The sequence below is a fragment of the Microbacterium dextranolyticum genome, assembly GCF_016907295.1.
GTDB lineage: Bacteria > Actinomycetota > Actinomycetes > Actinomycetales > Microbacteriaceae > Microbacterium > Microbacterium dextranolyticum.
This window is the reverse complement of record NZ_JAFBBR010000001.1, coordinates 2,094,491-2,115,429: the sequence shown is the minus strand read 5'-3', so window position 1 is coordinate 2,115,429 and position 20,939 is coordinate 2,094,491. Positions and strand designations below refer to the sequence as shown.

Sequence of the window (20,939 nt, the reverse complement as noted above, 5' to 3'; positions counted from 1 at the left end):
GCGCCGTGGCATCCACCCCCTTGACGGCGGCCTCGACGCGGACCGCAGTGCGGAACGTCAGCCGACGAGCCCGCCATGCGGATCGCGACGCGGACCGCAGTGCGGAATGTCAGCCGACGAGCACGCCATGCGCCCGTCGGAATTCGCCGAGCACGCACACAAAACCCTGCGAAACCTCTCTTGTGTACCTGAAAACGCCGAAAAGGCGTACACAAGTGAGGTTTCGCGGGGAATGGAGTGCGGAGAAGCGTCAGTGCGCGGCGTCGTATGCCTCGATGACGGATGCCGGCACGCGACCCCGCTCCGAGACGGTATAGCCGTTCTTCGCCGCCCATTCGCGCACCGGCGCGTAATCGCGCTGGCCGGAGCGCTTCTGGCGACGCGAGCCGGCGCTCGATCCGCGCGACGATCCGCCGGAGCGTGCCGAAACGGGGCGCGCGGCGGCGATGTAGGGAGCGAGGAGGTCGCGCAGCGCCGCGGCGTTCTCTTCGGTGATGTCGATTTCATAGGCGGTGCCGTCGAGAGAGAACAGGACGGTTTCGCCTTCGCCGATTTCGAGGACGGTGCCATCCAGATCGTCGACGAGTTGATGCACAATTCTGCGAGCCATGACAGCGAGCATAATCACGCTTCTGCGAAAAAGGGTGCATGTCACCGGCGTGCATCGATATTCTCCCCGGCATCGCAGGGGTGGAGCAATGGCGAAGAGACGCCGATGAGAGCGAGAATCCGTCGCTGCCCGATTATCATTGTCGACATGACAGATGAAAGCCGGATTGCCGATATATCTCTCGGCAGCGACAGCATTCGATTGGGACAACTGCTCAAATTCGCGGGGTTGCTCGATTCGGGTGGCGACGGAAAAGAGGCGGTCATCGACGGACTCGTCACCGTGAATGGACAGATCGAACGCCGCCGCGGGCGTCAGCTGCACGACGGCGATGTCGTCGAGTACGACGGTCGACGCGTGCGCGTGCGCCCCTGAATTCCCGGGTGGCGCCGCAGATCGCGCACATCGAATCGCGTCAGGGGAGCAGCCCGGCGCGCCGCGCCTTCGTCACCGCCGCGTGTCGCGTACCGGCATCCAGCTTCGCCATCGCCGCCTGCAGGTACGACTTGACCGTGCCTTCGCGCAGCGACAGCGTCGCTGCGATCTCGGCGTTGGTCTGGCCCAGCGCCGCGCAGGCGAGCACGTCGGTCTCGCGACGCGAGAGTCGCACGTCGAGGTGCTCGATCGGCGCGCTGCCGTCGCGCGAGAGCGTCGCAAGGCGTTGCTCGATGTCGGCGAGGCGGCGACGGATGCCCGCGTCGGCGACCTCGGCGCCGATGCGGCGCAGCTCGGCGTACGCTTCGCGCAGTTCCTCGCGGATCACCACGTCGAGCACGGGCGCAGCAGCTTCGGGCGTCGACGCCAGCTGAAGCCGGCGCCCCACCTCGTCGCGGACCCGCAGCTCTGTCGCGAGGTCGGCGGCGATCTGCAGCGCGCTGCGCGCCGCCGACTCGCCGAAGGGCGATCGCGACCACGCGCCGCAGTAGATGACCCCGCGCGCCTTGCCGGCGACCAGGATCGGGACGGCGAACAGCGTCGAGATGCCTTCGCCCAGCACCGCGCGATCGTAATCGTGGGTGATGTTTCGCGACGAGCGGTAGTCCAGCGCGAGACGCGGGCGTCGTTCGACGAACGCGCGACCGCCGAGGCCGCGGGTCGGCTTGACGACGAGACTCGCGAGATGGGGTGTGCGGTTGCCGACGACCGCCGTCACATCGATGGCACCCTCGCGTTCGAAACCGCCGAAAGCGACCGGCAGACCGGTGCGTGACGCGAGGTCACCGACCGCGTCCGACAGAAGATCGTCCTCGGACTTGAGGTCGATCGCTGACACGGTTCTGTACCCACTTCCGGGGGTGACGACCGCGTCACCCGTTTCGTAGCGTCGACGATACCATGCGCCCGATCGACGACGATCGGCGCCGAAGCGACACGCTTCACTCCCTCATGAGGCAAGGAGGCCACATGTCCGGATCGTCCACCGATGCGCGCCCACCCGGCGGCGTCGACTACATCGCCGTCGAGGGATCACCGCCCTTCGTCGAACTCAAACGCCGTCACCGCAGCTTCGTCTGGCCCCTCACGGTGGCCTTTCTCGTCTGGTACTTCGCGTACGTGCTGCTCTCGTCGTTCGCGACGGAGTTCATGGCCACGCGGGTCTGGGGCGACATCACCGTCGGTCTGCTGCTCGGACTCGGCCAGTTCGTCACGACTTTCGCCATCACGATGACCTACGTGTCGTTCGCCAATCGCCGACTCGATCCGGTCTCGGCCGAGATCCGTGGGGCGCTCGAGAAGCAGGAGTCCGGCTCGTGAGCGTCGCGCTCGTCGTCTCTGCCGCCGCTCCCGCCGCCGCCGAGAACAATCCGGTCCTCAACATCTCGATCTTCGGCGCGTTCGTCGCCGTGACGCTGTTCATCGTGATCCGCGCCAGCCGCAACAACAAGACGGCGGCGGACTACTACGCCGCGGGGCGCTCGTTCACGGGGCCGCAGAACGGATTCGCGATCGCCGGCGACTACCTGTCCGCGGCATCCTTCCTCGGAATCGTCGGTGCCATCGCGATCAACGGCTACGACGGATTCCTGTATTCGATCGGCTTCCTGGTGGCGTGGCTCGTCGCGCTGCTGCTGGTCGCCGAACTGATGCGCAACACCGGCAAGTTCACGATGGCCGACGTGCTCTCGTTCCGCCTGCGGCAGGGACCGGTGCGGATGGCGGCGGCGATCACGACGCTCGCCGTCTGCTTCTTCTACCTGCTCGCCCAGATGGCGGGAGCCGGGGGACTGGTCTCGCTGCTGCTCGGCATCAACGACAAGGTCGGGCAGTCCGTGGTCGTCGCCGTCGTCGGTGTGCTGATGATCGTGTACGTGCTCATCGGCGGCATGAAGGGCACGACCTGGGTGCAGATCGTGAAGGCGTTCCTGCTCATCGGCGGCGCGATCGTCATGACGATCTGGGTGCTCGCGATCAACGGCTTCAACCTCAACACCCTGCTCGAGTCGGCGGTGGCGGCATCCATCACCGACCCGAAAGACGCGATCCTCGGCCCGGGCCTGCAGTACGGCAAGAATCCGTGGGACTTCATCTCGCTCGCGGTCGCGCTCGTGCTCGGCACCGCGGGCCTGCCGCACGTGCTGATGCGCTTCTACACGGTGCCCACCGCGAAAGAGGCGCGTCGCTCGGTCGTCTGGGCGATCTGGCTGATCGGGCTGTTCTACCTGCTGACGCTCGTGCTCGGCTACGGCGCGGGCGCGATGGTCGGGCCCGAGGTCATCAAGGCGGCCCCGGGCGGAGTGAACTCCGCCGCGCCGCTGCTGGCACAGGCGCTCGGCGGACCGCTGCTGCTCGGCTTCATCTCGGCCGTCGCCTTCGCCACGATCCTCGCGGTCGTCGCCGGACTCACGATCACCGCCGCGGCGTCGTTCGCGCACGACATCTACGCCAATGTCGTGAAGAAGGGCAAGGTCGCCCCCGACGGCGAGGTGAAGGTCGCGCGGCGCACCGTCATCGTGATCGGCGTGCTCGCGATCCTCGGCGGCATCGGCGTGCAGGGCCAGAACGTCGCCTTCCTCGTCGCGCTCGCGTTCGCGGTCGCCGCATCGGCGAACCTGCCGACGATCCTGTACTCGCTGTTCTGGCGTCGCTTCACGACCCGGGGCGCCGTGTGGAGCATGTACGGAGGGCTCGCCTCGGCCATCATCCTGATCGCGCTCTCGCCCGTCTTCTGGGGGACGCCGACGAGCGTCTTCAAGGATGTGGGCGTGGCGATCTGGCCGTTGAACAACCCGGGCATCGTCTCGATCCCGCTCGGGTTCTTCCTCGGATGGTTGGGTTCGGTGACCTCCACCCGCGCCGAGGACCCGGGCAAGGCCGCCGAGATGGAGGTCCGCTCGCTCACCGGGTACGGCGCCGAGAAGGCCGTCGACCACTGACCGGCCGCACCGGCACCGGGCGCAGCGTGCGCCCGGTGCCGGTCGTCGTCCGGGGCGGCCTACACGCCCGCGGAGTCTCGCACCGGCTGGGCCTTCAGGCCCGAGATACGGGCCTCGAGGTCGAGCAGGAATCGTTTGCGCTCGGGGTGGCCGCCGTATTCGCCGATCGAACCGTCGCTGCGCACCACGCGGTGGGCGGGGATCACGATCGAAACCGGCGTGCGCGCGCACGCCGTGCCCACGGCGCGGTTCGCACCGGGCGAGCCGGCGAGGATCGCCACCTCGGCGTACGAGGCGACCTCGCCGTAGGGGATCGAGCACACCGCCTCGAGCGCTGCCCGCACGAAACCGCCGATTCCGCGCAGGTCGAGTGCGAGGTCGAACTCGCGACGGCTGCCGGCGAAGTAGTCGTCGAGCTGACGAGTCACCGTCGCCGTGGCTCCCGGGTCGAGGCGGGGCACGGTGCGCAGGTGCTCCGTGGCCGCCGACAGCGCATCGTCCACAGCGCCCACGCGCACCTCGAGCACGTCGAGCAGAGCGAGGCCCTCGTCGGTCACGATGACGAGGGCCTCGCCGATCGGTGTCGGGTGCACCGAGTATGAGGCGGGCCGAGATGCGGCGGATGCGGTCATGACATTCATGATGGCCGCGCGGCGGCATCCGTCACTCCTCTCCGGCGTATCTGTGGGGCGATCCGCGTTGCGCTCGTCTGGGGAGGGGAAGCCGTGCGCGGGAGGGGAAACGCCTCCTCATGAGGTCGAAAAGCGGTCTCCCGATGCTCCGAATCCCGCGAAACCCGGCCCGATGGAGGTTTTCCGGACGGGAGCGCGCATAGGGTGTCGAATGTGTGGCGATCAGACGGTGGTCCCGTGCCCGGTGCAGACGACGCCGAGCACGAGCGTTCGGTGACCCCGACGGACCTCGACCTGTCGGAGCCCGGAGTCGTCGTGACCCACGTCGCCCAGACCCTGCGCGCCCGGCTGCGCGACGAGGCCGCCGACCTCGGCGGCCGCTCGACGCTGCTGCACTACACGGATGCCGGTGACGCCGGCATCGACATCACGAAAGCCCACCCGGGCAGCCTGCCGCAGTTCATCACGGGGCGCTCGACGCTCCTGTCGAACCTCTTCCGCGACGAAGTGGCGCTGCGCACTGCGCGGCTGGCCGCCGAGCGGATCGCGGCGAAAGATGTGGAGCTGCGCACCGCCCGCGGTCTCGACACCGTCCACCTCGCGGTCGCGATCGCCTCGTGGCGCTTCGGCGACGAGACCTTCGCCGCCCCCGTGCTGCTGCGCCCGCTCGTCATCCGCCGCCATCACCTCGACTTCGACCTGAAGCTGCGAGGTTCGTTCACGATCAACCCCGAGCTGGTGCACGCCGTGCGCACGCAGTTCGGCATCGACCTCGACGGCCGCGCGCTCGCCGCCCTCGCTCACGACAACGGCGTCTTCAAACCGCAGCCGGTCATCGACCACCTGCGCGCGCTCACCGCGCACATCGACACGTTCACGGTCCTTCCGCGCCTCGTGGTGTCGACCTTCGCCGACGTCGCCTCCGCCATGGTGCGCGACGCCGCCGACCTCGACCACCCCGTGCTCAACGCGATCGCCGGCCACGCCGCCGACCGCGACGAGCTGGTCCTGCCGCGTCCTCGCCCCGAGACCGCAGGCCCCGATGAGCGCCCACCGGCATCCGACCGACTGCTGCTCGACGCCGACAGCGAGCAGGAGGCCGTGCTCGCGCGCATCCTCGCCGGTCAGTCGCTCACCGTGCAGACCCTGCCAGGGACGGGTGGCACGCAGACCGTCATCAACGCGATCGGCGAGTTCGTCCGCGCCGGCAAGCGCGTCCTCGTCGTCAGCGCCCGCCGCTCGACCCTCGAGGGTGTCCGCCACCGGCTCGCGGGGATCGGCCTGCCCGCTCTGGCCGTCTCGCCCACGCAGCTGCACCGTGACCTCATCCGTGCGATCGGCCGCAACGAGAAGGCCGAGCAGCCCAAGGTCGCCGAAGTCGACGACGCGCTCGTGCGGCTGCGCACGGTGCTGCGCGACTACCGCGACGCCCTCACGCAGCGCCACGCGCAGCTGGGGGTTTCGCCGCTCGAAGCCCTGCGGACCCTCACGACGATCGCCGGTGCCGACCCCCAGCCGTCTGCGCAGACGCGCTTCGACATGCGCACCCTGCAGCTGCTCGCGACGCGTCGCGCTGAGGCGGCCCACTCGCTCGCCACGGCCGCGCGCCTCGGAGAGTTCCGGTTCGGTCCCGACGATTCGCCCTGGTACGGGGTGGCGTTCGACACCACGCAGGATGCCACGGACGCCCACGCGCTCGCCGTCCGGCTGCATCGCGCCGAGGTTCCGGCGATCCTCGAGCGGGGCTACGAGCTGATCGCTCAAACCCGCATGCGTCCCTTTACGACGGTCTCGGGCCTCGGCACGTACATCCACCTGCTCCAGGGCATCCGCGGCTCTCTCGACAAGTTCAGCTCGACCGTCTTCGAACGCCCGCTCGACGAGCTCATCAGCGCGTACGCCGCCCGCCGCGACGCCCCCGAGATGTCGGGGCCCCAGCGCCGCCGCCTCAAGCAGCTCTCGCGCGAGTACGTGCGGCCCGGCATGCACGTCACCGACATGCACGAGGGGCTCGTGCGCGTGCAGAACCAGCGTGCGCAGTGGCAGCAGCTGGTCGACCCGGGCGTGCTGCCCGAGATCCCCCTCGGGCTCGATGAGGTGGCCGCGTCGTGGCAGCGGGTGAGCGCCGACCTCACGGCGCTCGACGCCGCCCTCGGCCGCACCGAGCCGCTGGCGTCGCTCCCCATCCCGTACCTGTTGCGTACGCTTGCGGGGCTCGCCGCCGAATCCAAGGTCTTCGACAACCTCGTCGAGCGCGCCACGCTGCGTGGACAGCTCACCGACATGGGCCTCGACGGTTTGCTCACGGAACTGTCGGTGCGGCACGTGCCCGAATCGCAGGTCGCCTTGGAGTTCGAGTTCGCCTGGTGGCAGTCGGCGCTCGAAGCCATGCTGCGCACCGATCGCGCTTTGCTGGGCGCGAACACCTCGATCGTCGACCGGCTCGAGCGCGACTATCGCCTCGTCGATGAGGCGCACGCCGGGTCGGCCGGGCCGCTTCTCGCGGCCGAGCTGGCGACGCGGTGGAAGATCGCGGTCGTCGACGAACCGCGCGAGGCGAACGCCCTCAAGCATGCGCTGCGCTCGGGTGCGACGAGCCCCCGCGAACTCGTCGCCGCCGCGCCGACTCTCGTGCGCACGCTCGCGCCGGTGTGGCTCGCCTCGCCGTACGAGGTCCCCTCGATCCCCGCCGATGCGTCGTTCGACGTCGTCATCATCGCGGATGCCGCGGCGCTCTGCCTCGCCGAGGCGGCTCCGTCCCTCCGGCGCGCGCGCCACGTCGTGGCCTTCGGTGATCCGGTCACCCAGCGACCGACGCCGTTCCGGGTCGGTGCGGGCGATCGCCAGCCGGACGAGCGACCCCAGGCCGAGTTCGACGACGTCAGTGTCTTCGAGCGCCTGGCGGAGTTGCTCCCCGGAGAGACCCTCACCCGCAGCTACCGTGCCGGGGGAGAAGACCTCGCCGAGCTCGTGAACACGGCCTTCTATGGCGGGCGACTCGTGTCGCTGCCGTGGGCCGGTTCGTATCTCGGGCGCGGCAGCCTCAGCGTCGACTACGTCGAAGGCGGCACCGGCGCGCCCGACCCGATCTCGGGTGCCGTCGAGAGCCCCGACGCCGAGGTCGCGCGTGTCGTGACGCTCGTCGTCGAGCACGCCGTGAACCGGCCCGCCGAATCGCTCATGGTCGTCACCGCGTCGCGCCGCCACGCCGAGCGGGTGCGCGCCGCCGTCGCGTCGGCCTTCGCGGGCCGCGCGGATGTCGCCGATTTCGTCGGCCGCGATACGGCGGAGCCGTTCGCCGTGCTGGGACTCGACGACTCCGTCGCCGAGAGCCGCGATCGTGTCGTCTTCTCGCTCGGGTTCGGTCTCACGAAGCACGGCCGCGTCCTCAGCGACTTCGGCGACCTGTCCGGCCCCGACGGTGAGCGCCTGCTGACGGTGGGCATGACGCGCGCACGGCGATCGATGGTCATCGTGTCGTCGATCCGCCCGTCGGCTTTCGACGAGGGGCGCCTCGAGTCCGGGGCATCGACGCTCATGTCGATCCTCGGCGGCATCGCCGCGCGGGCCCGCGACGCGCGCCTCGAAGACCTGGCCGATCCGTTGACGCTTACCCTCGCGCGTCACCTGCGGGCGCGAGGTGTCTCGGTTGACGTCGACTACCGTGGCCAGCTGCCGATCGTCGCGCAGTACCAGGGCAAGGCCGTCGTCGCCGAGAGTGATTCCGACACGTCGACCGAGTCGCTGCGCGAGACGCTGCGCCTGCGACCGCAGGTGCTGCGACGTCTCGGTTGGCATTACATCCGGGTGCACGCGTTCGACGTGTACAGCGACCCGGCAGGGGTCGCCGATCGGATCGCCGCGATCCTCGGCGTGCCGCCGGAGGCCGGCGCCGCTCACGGCGAGACCGAGCCGATCGATGTGCGCTGACGAGGACGCACCGTCGCGCCAGCACGTCGAACGGGTGCGCGGTGCGCGCCGAGCGCGTCTGACCGCCGTCGCCGGGACCGACACGTCGCCCGACATTCCGGTACGACGCACGGATGCCCCGACCCGCCCCCGAGAGGGTGGGGCCGGGGCATCCGGTCCGAACGATGCGCGATTGCGGCAGGACGTGCCGCCGCACTATTAGGACGAGCGCTTCTGGGTCTCCAGGAGGTCGCGGATCTGCACGAGGAGTTCCTGCTCGGTCGGCAGCTTCTCCTCCTCTGCCTCGGTGACGCCGGCCTTGGCGGCCTGGCGCTCCTTGAAGACGTTCATCGGCATGACGAACACGAAGTAGACGATCGCCGCGACGGCGACGAAGTTGATGATCGCGCCGACGATCGCGCCGACATGGAACGTGGAGACGCCACCGCTGAGCGTCGGGACATCGATCGTCCAGCCGCTGAGGTCGCCGACCTGGAAGATCACGCCGATCAGCGGGTTGATCAGTCCTTCGACGATCGCATTGATGATGGCCGTGAATGCTGCACCGATGACGACAGCGACCGCGAGGTCGATGACGTTGCCGCGCATGATGAAGTCTTTGAAGCCCTTGATCATTTCTGCTCCTTACAGTGCCCGGTCCGGTCCGGGATCACGAGGTCGACGACGTGGATGCCGAGGGTGCCTCGGACTTCGATGATGTCGGAACGGATGACGTCGCGCCACCCGACGACGATCCCGACGCGCGGGAGTCGGTGCGATAGAAGCCCGAGCCGTTGAAGGTCACGCCGACCGAGCCGTACTGCTTGCGGAGCGCTCCGCCGCACTCGGGGCACTGCGTGAGGGCCGCGTCGCTGAAAGACTGCACCGCGTCGAATCGGTGGCCGCACTGCGTGCAGGCGTAGGCGTAGGTGGGCATCGGGCTCCTTGAAGGGAAGATCAGCGCCGCGTCGGCGTGAGGGTCAGGGTCTGCGTAGGGGTGACGACACCGGAGACGGCCTGATCGTGCAGGTCGCGAGGGACCTCGTCGAGGAGCTCGGTGTCGAAGATCACGGCGTAGACGGGCGGGCAGCGCTCCATCGATCCGATGGTCTTGTCGAAGAATCCGCGCCCCCAGCCGAGACGCATGCCGCTGCGGTCCACGGCGGCGGCGGGGATGATGAGAAGGTCGACGTCGTTCACGGCCAACGGGCTCAGAATGTCGCCGACCGGCTCGGGCACTCCGAACAATCCTTCGGCGACCTCGCCCTCGGGATCGGCGATCGTCCAGTCGAGCAGCCCGTCGGCGCGTGTGATCGGCAGCAGCACGCGGATGCCTCGAGCGACCGCGTCGACGATGAACGCATGCGTGCCGGGCTCGGTGGGCGTCGACAGGAAGCACGACACCGACGTGGCGCCGAGGCGTGCGACCAAGGCATCCAACTGCCCCTTCACGCCGGCCTCGTCGGCCGTGCGGGCCGCTTCGGAGCGCTGCTGACGCCGCTCGCGGAGGTCCGCGCGCAGCGCGCGCTTCGCGTCGTCGATCGGGTCGGCCATGGTCCGATTGTAGGTGTCATCAGGGCGGAGCCCGGCTCCCGCGCGCGGGTTGCCCGGGCGACGCGGCGGATAGGGTGGCGCTATGACGACCTCGCGCATCAAGGCTGTGATCCCCGCCGCAGGACTCGGAACCCGATTCCTGCCCGCCACCAAGGCGATGCCGAAGGAGATGCTCCCCGTCGTCGACAAGCCGGCGATCCAGTACGTCGTCGAAGAGGCGGTATCCGCCGGCATCGATGACGTCCTCATCATTCTGGGGCGCAACAAGAACAACATCTCGAACCACTTCGACTCGGTGCCCGAGCTCGAATCGAACCTCACCACCAAGGGCGACCTCGACAAGCTCCGTCGGGTGCAGGCGTCGACCGAGATGGCCGACATCCACTTCGTGCGGCAGGGCGAGCCCAAAGGCCTCGGCCACGCCGTGCTGCGGGCGCGCCACCACGTCGGCGACCACACCTTCGCCGTGCTGCTGGGTGACGACCTGATCGACGAGCGCGACGTACTGCTCGAGAAGATGATCGCCGAGAACGAGCGGACCGGCCTCAGTGTCGTCGCCCTCATGGAGGTCGACCCCGAGCACATCCACCTCTACGGCGTCGCGGCGGTCGAGTCGACCGACGATCCCGACGTGGTGCGGATCACCGGCCTCGTCGAGAAGCCGACGAAGGAAGACGCTCCCTCGAACTATGCGGTCATCGGCCGGTACCTGCTCACCCCCGGGGTCTTCGACGTGCTGGAGCACACGGCGCCCGGTCGCGGCGGAGAGATCCAGCTGACCGACGCGCTCGAAGAGCTAGCCGTGACCGATGGTGTGCTCGGCGTCGTGTTCCGGGGGCGCCGCTACGACACCGGCGATAAAGTCGAGTACATCAAGGCCATCGTGCAGCTGGCCGCCGACCGCGACGACCTCGGCCCGGAGCTGCGTCCCTGGCTCAGGGACTTCGCGCAGCGGCTGTGACCGCGGCGCGGCGAGTGTGAAGGAGAGCGCGTGGATCTGACGGTGCCGCGCCAGCATGGGCGGGTGTCGATCCGGCTGGTCAAACAGCGCGACGCGAAGGCGCTGCAGGCCGAGCTGCTGGGCAACCGCTCCTGGTTGCGCCCGTGGGAGGCGACGAGCCCCGATGGGCCCGTGTCGTTCGACATGCGCCTGGGCATCCGACGTCTACTGCAGCAGTATCGCGACGGCGGCGGCGTCCCCTTCGTCATGGAGTACGACGGCGAGATCACGGGGCAGCTGAATGTGTGGGGGATCTCGCGCGGGTCGCTCTCGTCGGCGACCATCGGATACTGGGTGAGCGAACGCTTCGCGGGGCGCGGGATCACACCGACGTCTGTCGCGCTCGCCACCGACGTGTGCTTCGGCGAGCTCGGCCTGCACCGCATGGAGATCTGCATCCGGCCCGGGAACAAGGCGAGCCTGCGGGTCGTCGAGAAGCTCGGCTTCCGCTACGAGGGACTGCGGCGACGCTTCATCCACATCGCGGGGGACTGGCGCGATCACTACGCGTTCGCGCTCGTCCGCGAAGAGGTGCCGGAGGGTGTGCTGCAGCGATGGGTGCGCGGAGCAGCGCCGACGGATGCCGCGACGGTGCCCGTGGCGGATCGGCCCGGCGGGATCTGAGTCCGCGCGACGAGCCTCGCCACGCACGGACGTGGAGCGGTGTCTGACCTTCATGTTCTACTCGAAGGTCAGACACGCGGACCGGATGACCGGCGACGGCGCTTCTCACACGTACCGTGGTCGGCATGGGTGGGCAGGTTCTCGGCGGTGGTGTCATCGTCCTCGTCGCGGTCGTGCTGTGGCTCGTGTATCTACTGCCCTCGTGGCACGGCAGGCACCAGTTCAACGCCGCAGAGCGCAACGCGGTGCGGCTGAACCAGGCGCTGCGTGTGCTCGCCGAGACGAGCGAGACGCCCGAAGAGGTCCGCCTCGAGCTCAACGCCCGCACGGCCCTCGCGCAGCAGCGTCTGGCCAAGCAGGCCCAGGCCGAGCGCGAGCAGGCCGACCTGGAACGTGCACGCGCCGAACTGGCGGTCGCGCGCCTGCAGGCCAAGGCCGACGCCGCGGCTGCCCGTGAGCGCGCCGCTGCCGACGCGCGCGCCGAGCGGGCGCGCCCGGAACTGCGTCGCGCCCGGGCGCGTCGCCGCGCCCGTCTGATCGCGACCGTCGTCGCGATCGCCTCCGTCGCTCTCGCCGCCTGGGGTGGTGTGCAGCTGGCGTCGACGGGTTCGCAGCTGCTCCTCTGGCCCGCCGTCGCGCTGGCCCTCGCGAGCATCGCCGTGCTGCAGCGCATGTCGGTCGTCAGTCGTCGAGCCGTCGTGCGCGAGGCCGCCCCGGCGGTGGAGCGGGCGGCGACCGAGCTGCAGGACGTGTCGCTGGCATCCGACCGTGTCGCCTGGACGCCCCGCGAGCTTCCGCGCCCGTTGACCGCTTCCGCCGGCTCGCGCGCCGCAGTGGTACTCGACCAGGCGGACGCGAGAGACGCCCTGCGTCGCGCGGCGCTCGACGAGCGCATGCGCGCTCGCGCCGAGGCCCAGCGCCCCACGTCGATCGCCGTCGCCCGCACCGCCCGCACCACCCAGCGCGAGGCGGAGTTCGCCGGCGGCCCGGCCGCGGGTGACGAGGCGATCGAGGCGCACGTTCGACGGCTGCTCGAGCGTCGGGCATCCGGTCAGTGACCGTCCCCGGCTGAGCTCTCTCGCCGCCGGGGCTTCGATGGCTCAGCCGACGAGGAGGCGACCGCCGGCGATCACGGCCTCGCGCGGCGGCGTGCGCACGAGGGAATCCATCGGGTTCTCGGCGTCGATCAGCACGATGTCGGCCCGATCGCCGACGCGCAGCTCGTTCGCCGGCAGTCCGGCGAACGGCGCGCCGGCGCCGGTTGCGATCTCGACCACGCGGCGCAGGTCGTCGTCGTGCACGAGGCTGGATGCCCGCGCGTACTGCCACGCGATGCCGAGAAGGTCTCCGGTGCCGTACGGGCTCCACAGGTCACGCACACCGTCGGTGCCGAACGCGAAGGCCACACCGTGCTCGTCGAGCTCGTGCAGCGGGAGCTGGGGGAGTCGGAGAGGTGCGACCGTGGTCATCGTGACGCCGGCCTCTCCCATACGGGCGAGCAGATCGCGTCGGCGGCTGTCGGCGAGCTGGGCGACGGCGAAGCCGTGCGCGATCGTGACGCGGCCCTCGAGTCCGAGACGCTCCACGCGGTCGAGCACCAGCTCGATCTGGAACGCACCCAGCTCGGCGGGGTCGTGCAGGTGGATGTCGATGCCGACACCGTGCTCGGCGGAGAGGCCCACGAGCGCGTCGATCTGACCGACCGGGTCGCGATCGATCGTGGCCGGGTCGAGCCCGCCGATGTGGTCGACTCCCTCGCGTGCGGCCTGCTCGAGCAGGGCCAGCACGCCCGGGCGGCGCAGCACACCGTCTTGGGGGAACGCGACGATCTGAGCCGTGAGCGCCCCGCCGTACGCCGCCAGCGCCTCACGCACCACCTCGATGCCGCGCAGACCCAGGCCGAGGTCGACGTCGACGTGTGTGCGCAGGGCGGTCGTGCCGTGGGCGACGAACTGGTCGAGCACCCGGCGTGTGATCTCGACCGAGGGCATCCCGATCTCATCGCGTCGCGCGCGCTCGTGCCGGATGCGGCCCTCGGTGGTGCCCTCGCCGCCGTAGGACTGCCACGGCAGACCCCACCACGACTTGTCGATGTGCGCGTGCGCGTTGACGAGGCCGGGGAGTGCGAGCAGTCCGCGGCCGTCGTAACTGCCCGGCGCCGTCGCGGTGGATGCCGCGCTGCGATCTGCGGGTGGGACGGCGGTGATCGTGTCGCCCTCGACGGCGATGTCGACGGCGTGATCGGCGCCGCCGTACGGCACGCGGACATTGCGGATGAGGGTCACGGGCGAGAGGGGAGAACTCATCCCTCCATCCTGCCTGCCGTCCCGTGTACGGAAGCCGCCGCGGCGCGTGATACGGTAGATGACGTTATTGGGCCTATGGCGCAGTTGGTAGCGCGCCTCGTTCGCATCGAGGAGGTCAGGAGTTCGAATCTCCTTAGGTCCACCACGACAAAGCGGCGTCTCTCTTTCAGAGAGGCGCCGTTTGCTTTTGCGGTCTCAGTGACGCTCCGGCGAGTGGTTTTGTCGACCAGCGCTGTCACGTTCTCATTGCGTGTAAAGCGGATCGGTTGAAGAACGCTTGGTTGCCGGTGCGGTGCATCGTGTCAGACGCGCGACGTACGCTGTGCGGAGGATCATCTCGGGTCGGATGGATGTCGACGCTCGGGCGTAGTCGTTCACCGGAACCAGTGATCGTCGCGGCCTCCCTCTCCTGGTATGCGGGCACTTCTGAGCCTTAGCATTATCGCGACGGGTCCAGCGAGTAGTTCTCTTCGTATGCTGGACATGAAGGACGGTAAAGATGGACTGGCTCGCAGCCTCCGGAGTCGTCGCAACGCTACTCGCCGCAGCTGCGACCGTCTGGGCGGTTGTCTACCAGCAACGATCGGCCGCGACAAGAGTTCAGCACTCTCTCGAGCAATCCCGTCTCTCTCTTGAGCAATCCCGTCAACAGCTCGATGTGTATCAAGCGATGGTCATTCGATATGTGCTGGAAACAACGGCACCGGATGCTCAGGCAGCGTCGTTCGAGCAGTCTGAAGCTGCCGCCACGCCAGCGGCCTACGAGCCGCAGTCACATCCTTTCTCGGCCGCAGAACTCGCACAGTACAAGCAAGACATCCAGGAACTTGCCCAAATCAACGGCCGTGCGGCGATGCTCCACGGACTCGAGCTAGCCGCCTTCTTAGAGATGCACAGGCATGTGCGTGATCGAGTCGAGATGTTCCTCGATAGAGCTGAATCAGCGTCCACTGGATAACGTCGGGCAGCCAAGAGCGCGGGCACAGGAGCTTGACCTTGCCACCGGACCGTCGATAGTCATTGTGTTGACAAAAGGGCCGTAACGTAGTTGCGTTCGCATGCCACGGAATATGGTGTCGGCGGGGGCAGCTATCCGTTGCGACACCCGTGGTCGTGGACCGAGGCACGATCGCCCTCCTCGCCGCACTCACCTGTATCCGAGTGCTCACCGAGTGGCGCCAGGTTCCTCGGGACGCAGATCGAGCACGATCTCGGCACGGGCCGGTCCATCATCGGCATCCCGCATCACGGCGCGGTGCTCAGCATCCACCGAGCGCGCAGATTCGTCCGCTACGACGCGTGAACGTGCCAGGTCGTCGGTCTGCATTGCGTACACGATGATGGGGCCGTCGCTCGTGTCGACGATCATCGCGGCTTCGTGCTCGACGCCTTCGGCGGCGAGCGACTCCAGAGCCTCCAAGCGACGAGGGCCATCGACCTGACGCAACCAGTCGACCACTCGATCGCGGTGATCTGGGCGGATACGTCGCGCGACGAGATGAATCACGACACGAGGCTAGAGCACGGCAGGCCGAACAGCCTTTCGTCGGACTCCCTCGCGCACGCCGGCCGATGACCTGACGTGACGACCAGACGTGACGACCAGACGAAGGGCGGCGCGAAAGGTAACACCGGTGAAACAACCGTCGCCAATTCACGAAACGTAAAGACTTTACGTTGAGTGCGTCCCGCGAACGAGATGGAGGTCTCACAGTGACGCACCCGATTCCGCGCGCCGCATCCGATATGGCGCTCAGTTCCTCCCGCTCCACCCGCTCCACCCGCTTCACCCGTCGTTCCCGCCTCACCACCGCGCTAGCGGTCGCCGCCACCGCTGCCGTCCTGCTCTCGGGCTGTGCGAGCTCTCCCGAGGCGACCACGAGTTCCGCCGGCACCGCCGACTTCGGCACCGGGGGAGTCGCCCTCAGCTGGATCAAGAACTACGAGTTCGCCGGCTACTACTACGCCGACAAGAACGGCGACTACACGAAGAACGGCTTCTCGTCGGTCGACATCATCGCCGGCGGCGGCACCACGAACCCGTGGGACACCGTGCTGGCCGGCAACGCGACGATCGGCCTCGCGTCTGACCTCACCGGTATCACCGGCGCGATCCACGGAGGGGCGCCGTTGAAGATCATCGGTGCGCAGTTCGTGAAGAGCCCGGTCGGCTTCGTCTCGCTCAAGGGCAACCCCATCGCCTCGGTCGCCGACCTGAAGGGCAAGAAGATCGGCGTGGACGCGGGTGGCAAGCTCGCTGTCGAAGCGGTCCTCGCCGCCAACAAACTGCCCGCCGACACGGTCACGTTCGTCTCGGTGCCCAACGGCATCGACCCGCTCATGAAGGGCGACGTCGATGCACTCGTCGGGTTCCTCACCAACTACCCGATCGCGGTGAAGCAGGCTGGCGGCGACGTCGTGACGCTCAGCTTCAGCGACGCCGGCTACGCCCAGTTCGGCGACGCCGTGGTCGTCAGCGACGACATGCTGGCTAACCACCGCGACGAGGTCAAGGCGATGATGAAGTCGGTCATCCAGGGGTGGAACGCCGCGCTGAAGGCCGGGCCGCAAGGCATCGCCGACATCGCGATGGAGTACGGCGGTAAGGACAACGACCTCGACGCCAAGCTCCAGCTCTCCAGCGCGACGGTGCTGCCGAGCTTCATGCTCACCACCGACACCGTCAAGAACGGCATCTTCACGTTGACGCCCGACCTCGTCACGCAGGCCGTGTCCTCCCTGGGGGCGGCGGGCATCACCGCGGACGCCTCCGAGTTCGATACCTCCCTGCTGAGCGAGCTCTACACGGAGAACCCGGATCTCATCGCCGGCTTCACCGTCCCGGCGTCCTGACGACGCCGACGCGAACCGGATGCCGGGGCGCCCCCCTCGCCCCGGCATCCTTCCACCACACGCGACAGGAGACATCATGACCGCTCCTTCTCTGCGCCTGCGCCGTGCCCCCGGCGTCGTGCGCATCTCGCGGCCCGTGCTGACGACGACGCTCACCGGGCTGATCGGGGCGATCCTCATCGTTGTCGCGTGGCAACTGGTGGCTGTCACGATGTTCACCCGCGAGAACGGCACCTACGGCGCCGTTCCCCCTCCCGGTGCCGTCCTGGCGCGCGTGACGCAGAACCTGAGCGACGCCGGATACTGGTCGGGCCTGGCCGCGACAGCAGGTTCCGCCCTCACCGGATACGTGATCGCGGTCGCGATCGCCCTCGTGCTCGGCGTTGCCGTGATCCTTGCGCCTGTGTTGGATGCCTTCGCGACGCAGCTCGGCATCATCGCCGCGTGCATCCCGGTGGCCGCGATCAGCCCCATCGTCGTGCTGCTCTCGCCCTCGGGCTCGCGCGCGGTCAGCGTCGTACTGGCCGTACTCGCCGTCGTCTTTCCGATGATCATCGGAGTCCTCCTCGGCCTGCGTGCGACCAGCCCCGCCCAACTCGATCTCGTCCACGCGTACGGCGGCACAGAGCTCACCGCGATCCGACGTGTCCGCCTCATCAGCGCGCTGCCGGCGTTTCTGACCGCACTCAAGATCGGCGCACCGGCCGCCTTCCTCGGCGCCATGACCGGCGAGTTCTTCGCCGTCGGAGTCGACGCCGGAGTGGGTCGCCTGCTGATCTCGCAGCAGTACGTGGGTGACTACACCGGCATGTGGGCGATCGCCCTGCTGGCCACGGCCGTCTCCGCCGCGGGCTACGCAGCCCTCGCTGTGGTGGCCGCCGCCATCGCGCCCTGGACCCGCCACGTCACCGGAGGCCGACGATGAATCGACTGCGCCCTCGGCTGGTGCCGATCCTGACGACCCTCGCCACTCTCGTCGTCCTGCTGGTGGGGTGGCAGTTGACCGTCTCGATGAGTCACGTCAGCTCGTATCTCACAAAGACGCCGCTCGACGTGTTCGACTACCTTCTCGTCGACGGCAGGTTCACGCCCGCCGCAGCAGCCGACCGGCGTGCAGCCCTCGTACCGATGATCGGGGTCACACTGCTGCATGCGAGCGTCGGACTGGCATTCGGCGTCTCGCTCGGCCTCGTCGGCTCGATCGCGATGTCGGTGTCGCGCGGGCTGCGCGGAACCTTCCTGCCGATCGCGCTCGTGCTGCAGACCGTGCCGCTGATCGCCATAGCGCCCGTCATCTACGCCGTCTTCGGCGCGGGGATCGTCACTGCGGCGGTCATCGCCGGCGTTGTGACCTTCTTCCCGCTGCTGATGAACGTGACGACCGGGATGGCGGCGGCATCCGCCGAGACCGTCGACCTCGTCCACGCGTACGGCGGCGGACGCGTGACACTGCTCTGGCGCGTGCAGCTGCCGAGCGCGCTGCCCTACCTGTTCGCGGGTCTCAAGATCGCCGCTCCGGCGACCATCTCCGCCGCGACGCTCTACGAGTTCCTGTTCTCGTTCGAAGGGCTCGGAGCGAACCTGCTGACCAGCAAGTCCTACTCCGACTACGGACTGCTGTGGACGCTGGTCGTCGTCACCATCGCCCTCGCCCTCGCCGCCTACGGCGCCGTCGCCCTGGCCGAACGGCTGGCACTCGCCGGCCGCTTCCCGCCCCCATCCACCGTCGTCCGCCGAGGAGGCGCAACATGACGAGCGCTGCCGCACATCTTCCCGCCGCGTCGCCGGCCGCCGATGAGATCGAACCCGCCGTCCCGGTCGGGGTGCGGTTGCGCGGCCTCACGCGCGAGTTCGTCACCCGCCACGGTGTGGTCCACGCCGTGTCCGGCGTCGACCTCGACACCCCGCGCGGATCCTTCCTCTCGCTTCTCGGACCCAGCGGATGCGGCAAGTCGACGATCCTGCGCATCCTCGCCGATCTCGATACGCCGACGGCAGGAGAGGCCTCCGTGAATGGCATGGCGCCCGCGGAGCTGCGTCGGCGCAAGCAGCTGGGCATCGCCTTCCAGGATCACGCGCTGCTGCCGTGGCGCACCGTCGAGGCGAACGTGCGCTTCCCGTTCGACGTCGCCGGCGTCCCCGTCGACCGCGACTGGATCGCCGACCTGCTGGCACTGGTCGGTCTGACCGAGTTCGCCCGCGCCCGCCCCTGGCAGCTGTCCGGCGGCATGCGCCAGCGTGTGGCCATCGCGCGCGCGCTCGCGCTGCGCCCGAGCGTCCTCTTCCTCGATGAGCCGTTCGGCGCCCTCGACGACATGACGCGCCAGCGTCTCAACCTCGAACTGCAGCGCCTCTGGTCGGAGCAGGGCGCGACGGCCGTCATGGTGACCCACGGCATCCACGAGGCGGTTCTGCTGTCGGACATCATCGCGGTCATGAGTCCCCGCCCCGGAACGATCAAAGAGGTCATCCACGTCGACCTGCCGCGCCCGCGCACCATCGAGATGATGGCCACCCCCGAGTTCCACCACTACGTCGACCGCGCCACCGCCCTCCTGTTCCACTGAACACCACCCGCTCCTTCCCCCCTCCCGTCGCACCGAAAGAAGGCAGATCCATGGCCCTCACCCCCGTCGCCGCCTCCGGCGCCCCCGCCGACCTCGACGCCGCCGAACGCGCGTACCGCGCGTTCATGATCGCGCTCGGCCTCGACGCCGACCACCCGACGATCGTGGACACGCCTCGACGGGTCGCGCAGGCCGGACTCGATCTCTTCCGCGGACTGCACGCAGACCCGGTGCGTGCGCTCGGGGGAGGCGAACCCATCGAAGGCGTCTACCCCGGACCGGTCGTGGTGCGCGACATCCCCTATTCCTCCGTCTGCGAGCACCACATGCTGCCCTTCAAGGGGGTCGTGTCGGTGGCCTACCTGCCCGATCGGATGCTGGCCGGCATCGGCGACTTCGATGCGATGATCCGCGTGCTCGCCGCGCGCCCGCAGATGCAGGAGCGCCTCGCCGACCAGATCGCCCAGACGGTCGTCGACACGATCGGCGCCCGAGGAGTGCTCGTCGTGCTCTCGGCGGAACAGGCCTGCATGTGGGCGCGGGGCGAGCGCACCGTGGGATCGGAGGCGTTCTCGGTGTCGAGCCGCGGCGTCTACGACTCCGACCCCGTGCAGCGGGCCGAGGCTCGCAGCCTGATCGGGCTCTGAGCGTGATCGACCCCACGTCGCCCGACGTCACGGCGATCGCCGCCGCCGGCGGCATCGCCGTGCAACCCATCGGCGCGACCGAGCAGCATGGCCCGCACCTTCCCCTGACGACGGATGCGCTGATCGCGACCGCGCTGGCCGAGGCCGCGGCAGACGCTGTGCACGCGCGTGCCGCATCGGGCGACGAGGATGCCCCATCGCTCTGGATGCTCCCGACGCTGGCCTACGGTTTGTCGCCCGAACATGCCGGCTTTCCCGGCACGGTGACGCTGTCGTCCACGACCCTGCTCGCGGTGTGTCTTGACATCGCGCGCTCCGTCGCCGCGGCGGGCATCCGCACCCTCGTCTTCGTCAACGCCCACGGCGGCAATCCCGAGCTGCTGCAGGTGGTCGCCCGCGACATCCGCGATCAGACCGGTGTTCTCGCCGTCTCGGTGCACGGCCCCAGCCTGCCCCTGCCGGCGGCGCTCGCCGACCAGATGGGCCGCGCCGACCTCGATGTGCACGCCGGCTTCTACGAGACGAGCGTGCTGCTGGCCCTCCACCCCGCTGCGGTGCGGCTGCCGCTCGCCGCGGCCGACGGCATCGACCGGATCGATGCCCTCGCGACGGGCGCCGTCTCTCCGAGCGTGGGACTGTTCGGTGCCGTCCCGCTGCCGTGGCGTACACGCGACGTATCGGCATCGGGCACGATCGGTGATCCCACCGGCGCGTCGGCGGAGTGGGGGCGTGAGGCGCTGCATGCGCAGGGTCTCGCGCTCGCCGACGTCCTTCGCGAGATCGCCCGGCTGCGAGCGGAGCTGGAATGAGCGCACAGCGGGGGAGCGGTCGGAGCCTCCCCTACACTCGGGACGGGGTGGGTA

22 protein-coding genes and 1 tRNA gene are annotated in these 20,939 nt (G+C 69.0%); 15 read left to right on the top strand and 8 right to left on the bottom strand.

Annotated features, from left to right (window positions below; genetic code table 11):
• Window positions 1–250 precede the first annotated feature (250 nt).
• Complete coding sequence (locus tag JOE64_RS09815; protein WP_204964083.1) at window positions 251–610, bottom strand: histone-like nucleoid-structuring protein Lsr2; 360 nt, start codon at window positions 608–610, stop codon at window positions 251–253.
• Window positions 611–757: 147 nt separating this feature from the next.
• Here JOE64_RS09815 and JOE64_RS09810 point away from each other — a divergent pair, with 147 nt between their 5' ends.
• Entirely contained in the window at window positions 758–985 is a 228-nt protein-coding gene (locus JOE64_RS09810; protein ID WP_204964082.1) for an RNA-binding S4 domain-containing protein, read from the top strand.
• A 40-nt stretch (window positions 986–1,025) separates the two neighbouring features.
• Here JOE64_RS09810 and JOE64_RS09805 read toward each other — a convergent pair whose 3' ends face one another.
• Window positions 1,026–1,883 (bottom strand): LuxR C-terminal-related transcriptional regulator, encoded by an 858-nt coding sequence (locus tag JOE64_RS09805; protein WP_204964081.1) that lies wholly within the window; start codon window positions 1,881–1,883, stop codon window positions 1,026–1,028.
• A 131-nt stretch (window positions 1,884–2,014) separates the two neighbouring features.
• On the opposite strand from JOE64_RS09805, the gene JOE64_RS09800 reads away from it, so the two are divergent.
• Both JOE64_RS09800 and JOE64_RS09795 read left to right on the top strand, forming a co-directional pair.
• Window positions 2,015–2,365: a DUF485 domain-containing protein gene (locus JOE64_RS09800; protein WP_204964080.1), complete on the top strand. Its 351-nt coding sequence runs from the start codon at window positions 2,015–2,017 to the stop codon at window positions 2,363–2,365.
• Window positions 2,362–3,984, top strand: a complete 1,623-nt coding sequence (locus JOE64_RS09795; protein WP_204964079.1) for a monocarboxylic acid transporter — start codon at window positions 2,362–2,364, stop codon at window positions 3,982–3,984. Before JOE64_RS09800 ends, JOE64_RS09795 begins: the two co-directional genes overlap by 4 nt.
• Before the next feature lie 59 nt (window positions 3,985–4,043).
• Here the strand turns inward: JOE64_RS09795 and JOE64_RS09790 are convergent, their stop codons facing one another.
• Window positions 4,044–4,616 carry a methylated-DNA--[protein]-cysteine S-methyltransferase gene (locus tag JOE64_RS09790; protein WP_204964078.1) on the bottom strand — a complete coding sequence of 191 codons (573 nt, stop codon included), beginning with the start codon at window positions 4,614–4,616 and terminating at the stop codon, window positions 4,044–4,046.
• Window positions 4,617–4,853: 237 nt separating this feature from the next.
• Between JOE64_RS09790 and JOE64_RS09785 the strand changes: the two genes are divergently transcribed.
• Window positions 4,854–8,546, top strand: a complete 3,693-nt coding sequence (locus JOE64_RS09785) for an AAA family ATPase (RefSeq protein ID WP_204964077.1) — start codon at window positions 4,854–4,856, stop codon at window positions 8,544–8,546.
• 198 nt (window positions 8,547–8,744) lie between these two features.
• Here JOE64_RS09785 and mscL read toward each other — a convergent pair whose 3' ends face one another.
• The 3 genes from mscL to JOE64_RS09770 are packed head-to-tail and all read right to left on the bottom strand — an operon-like array spanning window position 8,745 to window position 10,079.
• Window positions 8,745–9,161: a large conductance mechanosensitive channel protein MscL gene (gene mscL / locus JOE64_RS09780; RefSeq protein ID WP_204964076.1), complete on the bottom strand. Its 417-nt coding sequence runs from the start codon at window positions 9,159–9,161 to the stop codon at window positions 8,745–8,747.
• A 34-nt stretch (window positions 9,162–9,195) separates the two neighbouring features.
• Window positions 9,196–9,462, bottom strand: coding sequence for an FmdB family zinc ribbon protein (locus JOE64_RS09775; RefSeq protein ID WP_204964075.1), 267 nt, complete (start codon window positions 9,460–9,462; stop codon window positions 9,196–9,198).
• Window positions 9,463–9,482: 20 nt separating this feature from the next.
• Entirely contained in the window at window positions 9,483–10,079 is a 597-nt protein-coding gene (locus tag JOE64_RS09770; protein WP_204964074.1) for a 5-formyltetrahydrofolate cyclo-ligase, read from the bottom strand.
• Window positions 10,080–10,161: 82 nt separating this feature from the next.
• Here JOE64_RS09770 and galU point away from each other — a divergent pair, with 82 nt between their 5' ends.
• From galU to JOE64_RS09755, 3 genes are all read left to right on the top strand, one after another.
• Entirely contained in the window at window positions 10,162–11,040 is an 879-nt protein-coding gene (gene galU, locus JOE64_RS09765) for a UTP--glucose-1-phosphate uridylyltransferase GalU (RefSeq protein ID WP_204964073.1), read from the top strand.
• Between the two features lie 30 nt (window positions 11,041–11,070).
• Window positions 11,071–11,703, top strand: a complete 633-nt coding sequence (locus JOE64_RS09760) for a GNAT family N-acetyltransferase (protein ID WP_204964072.1) — start codon at window positions 11,071–11,073, stop codon at window positions 11,701–11,703.
• 125 nt (window positions 11,704–11,828) lie between these two features.
• A complete protein-coding gene (locus JOE64_RS09755; RefSeq protein WP_204964071.1) occupies window positions 11,829–12,761 on the top strand; it encodes a large exoprotein in 933 nt (310 codons plus the stop codon).
• Between the two features lie 42 nt (window positions 12,762–12,803).
• Here JOE64_RS09755 and JOE64_RS09750 read toward each other — a convergent pair whose 3' ends face one another.
• Complete coding sequence (locus JOE64_RS09750) at window positions 12,804–14,009, bottom strand: amidohydrolase family protein (RefSeq protein ID WP_204964070.1); 1,206 nt, start codon at window positions 14,007–14,009, stop codon at window positions 12,804–12,806.
• A 69-nt stretch (window positions 14,010–14,078) separates the two neighbouring features.
• Between JOE64_RS09750 and JOE64_RS09745 the strand changes: the two genes are divergently transcribed.
• Together JOE64_RS09745 and JOE64_RS09740 are read left to right on the top strand one after the other, a co-directional pair.
• Window positions 14,079–14,154 (top strand) — tRNA-Ala (locus tag JOE64_RS09745).
• A gap of 354 nt (window positions 14,155–14,508) precedes the next feature.
• Window positions 14,509–14,967: a hypothetical protein gene (locus tag JOE64_RS09740; RefSeq protein ID WP_204964069.1), complete on the top strand. Its 459-nt coding sequence runs from the start codon at window positions 14,509–14,511 to the stop codon at window positions 14,965–14,967.
• Window positions 14,968–15,174: 207 nt separating this feature from the next.
• On the opposite strand, the gene JOE64_RS09735 is transcribed toward JOE64_RS09740, so the two are convergent.
• On the bottom strand, window positions 15,175–15,516 hold the full coding sequence (locus tag JOE64_RS09735; protein ID WP_204964068.1) for a DUF6176 family protein: 342 nt from the start codon (window positions 15,514–15,516) through the stop codon (window positions 15,175–15,177).
• Between the two features lie 206 nt (window positions 15,517–15,722).
• Between JOE64_RS09735 and JOE64_RS09730 the strand changes: the two genes are divergently transcribed.
• The 6 genes from JOE64_RS09730 to JOE64_RS09705 all read left to right on the top strand — a co-directional run bounded on the left by JOE64_RS09730 (window position 15,723) and on the right by JOE64_RS09705 (window position 20,885).
• Window positions 15,723–16,862 carry an ABC transporter substrate-binding protein gene (locus tag JOE64_RS09730; protein ID WP_204964067.1) on the top strand — a complete coding sequence of 380 codons (1,140 nt, stop codon included), beginning with the start codon at window positions 15,723–15,725 and terminating at the stop codon, window positions 16,860–16,862.
• Window positions 16,863–16,938: 76 nt separating this feature from the next.
• On the top strand, window positions 16,939–17,787 hold the full coding sequence (locus JOE64_RS09725) for an ABC transporter permease (protein ID WP_204964066.1): 849 nt from the start codon (window positions 16,939–16,941) through the stop codon (window positions 17,785–17,787).
• Complete coding sequence (locus JOE64_RS09720) at window positions 17,784–18,614, top strand: ABC transporter permease (RefSeq protein WP_204964065.1); 831 nt, start codon at window positions 17,784–17,786, stop codon at window positions 18,612–18,614. The genes JOE64_RS09725 and JOE64_RS09720 overlap by 4 nt, the downstream gene beginning before the upstream one ends.
• Window positions 18,611–19,429, top strand: a complete 819-nt coding sequence (locus JOE64_RS09715) for an ABC transporter ATP-binding protein (protein WP_204964064.1) — start codon at window positions 18,611–18,613, stop codon at window positions 19,427–19,429. Before JOE64_RS09720 ends, JOE64_RS09715 begins: the two co-directional genes overlap by 4 nt.
• A gap of 50 nt (window positions 19,430–19,479) precedes the next feature.
• Window positions 19,480–20,076, top strand: coding sequence for a GTP cyclohydrolase I (gene folE, locus JOE64_RS09710; RefSeq protein WP_204964063.1), 597 nt, complete (start codon window positions 19,480–19,482; stop codon window positions 20,074–20,076).
• A gap of 2 nt (window positions 20,077–20,078) precedes the next feature.
• Window positions 20,079–20,885 (top strand): creatininase family protein, encoded by an 807-nt coding sequence (locus tag JOE64_RS09705; RefSeq protein ID WP_204964062.1) that lies wholly within the window; start codon window positions 20,079–20,081, stop codon window positions 20,883–20,885.
• Window positions 20,886–20,939: the final 54 nt, after the last annotated feature.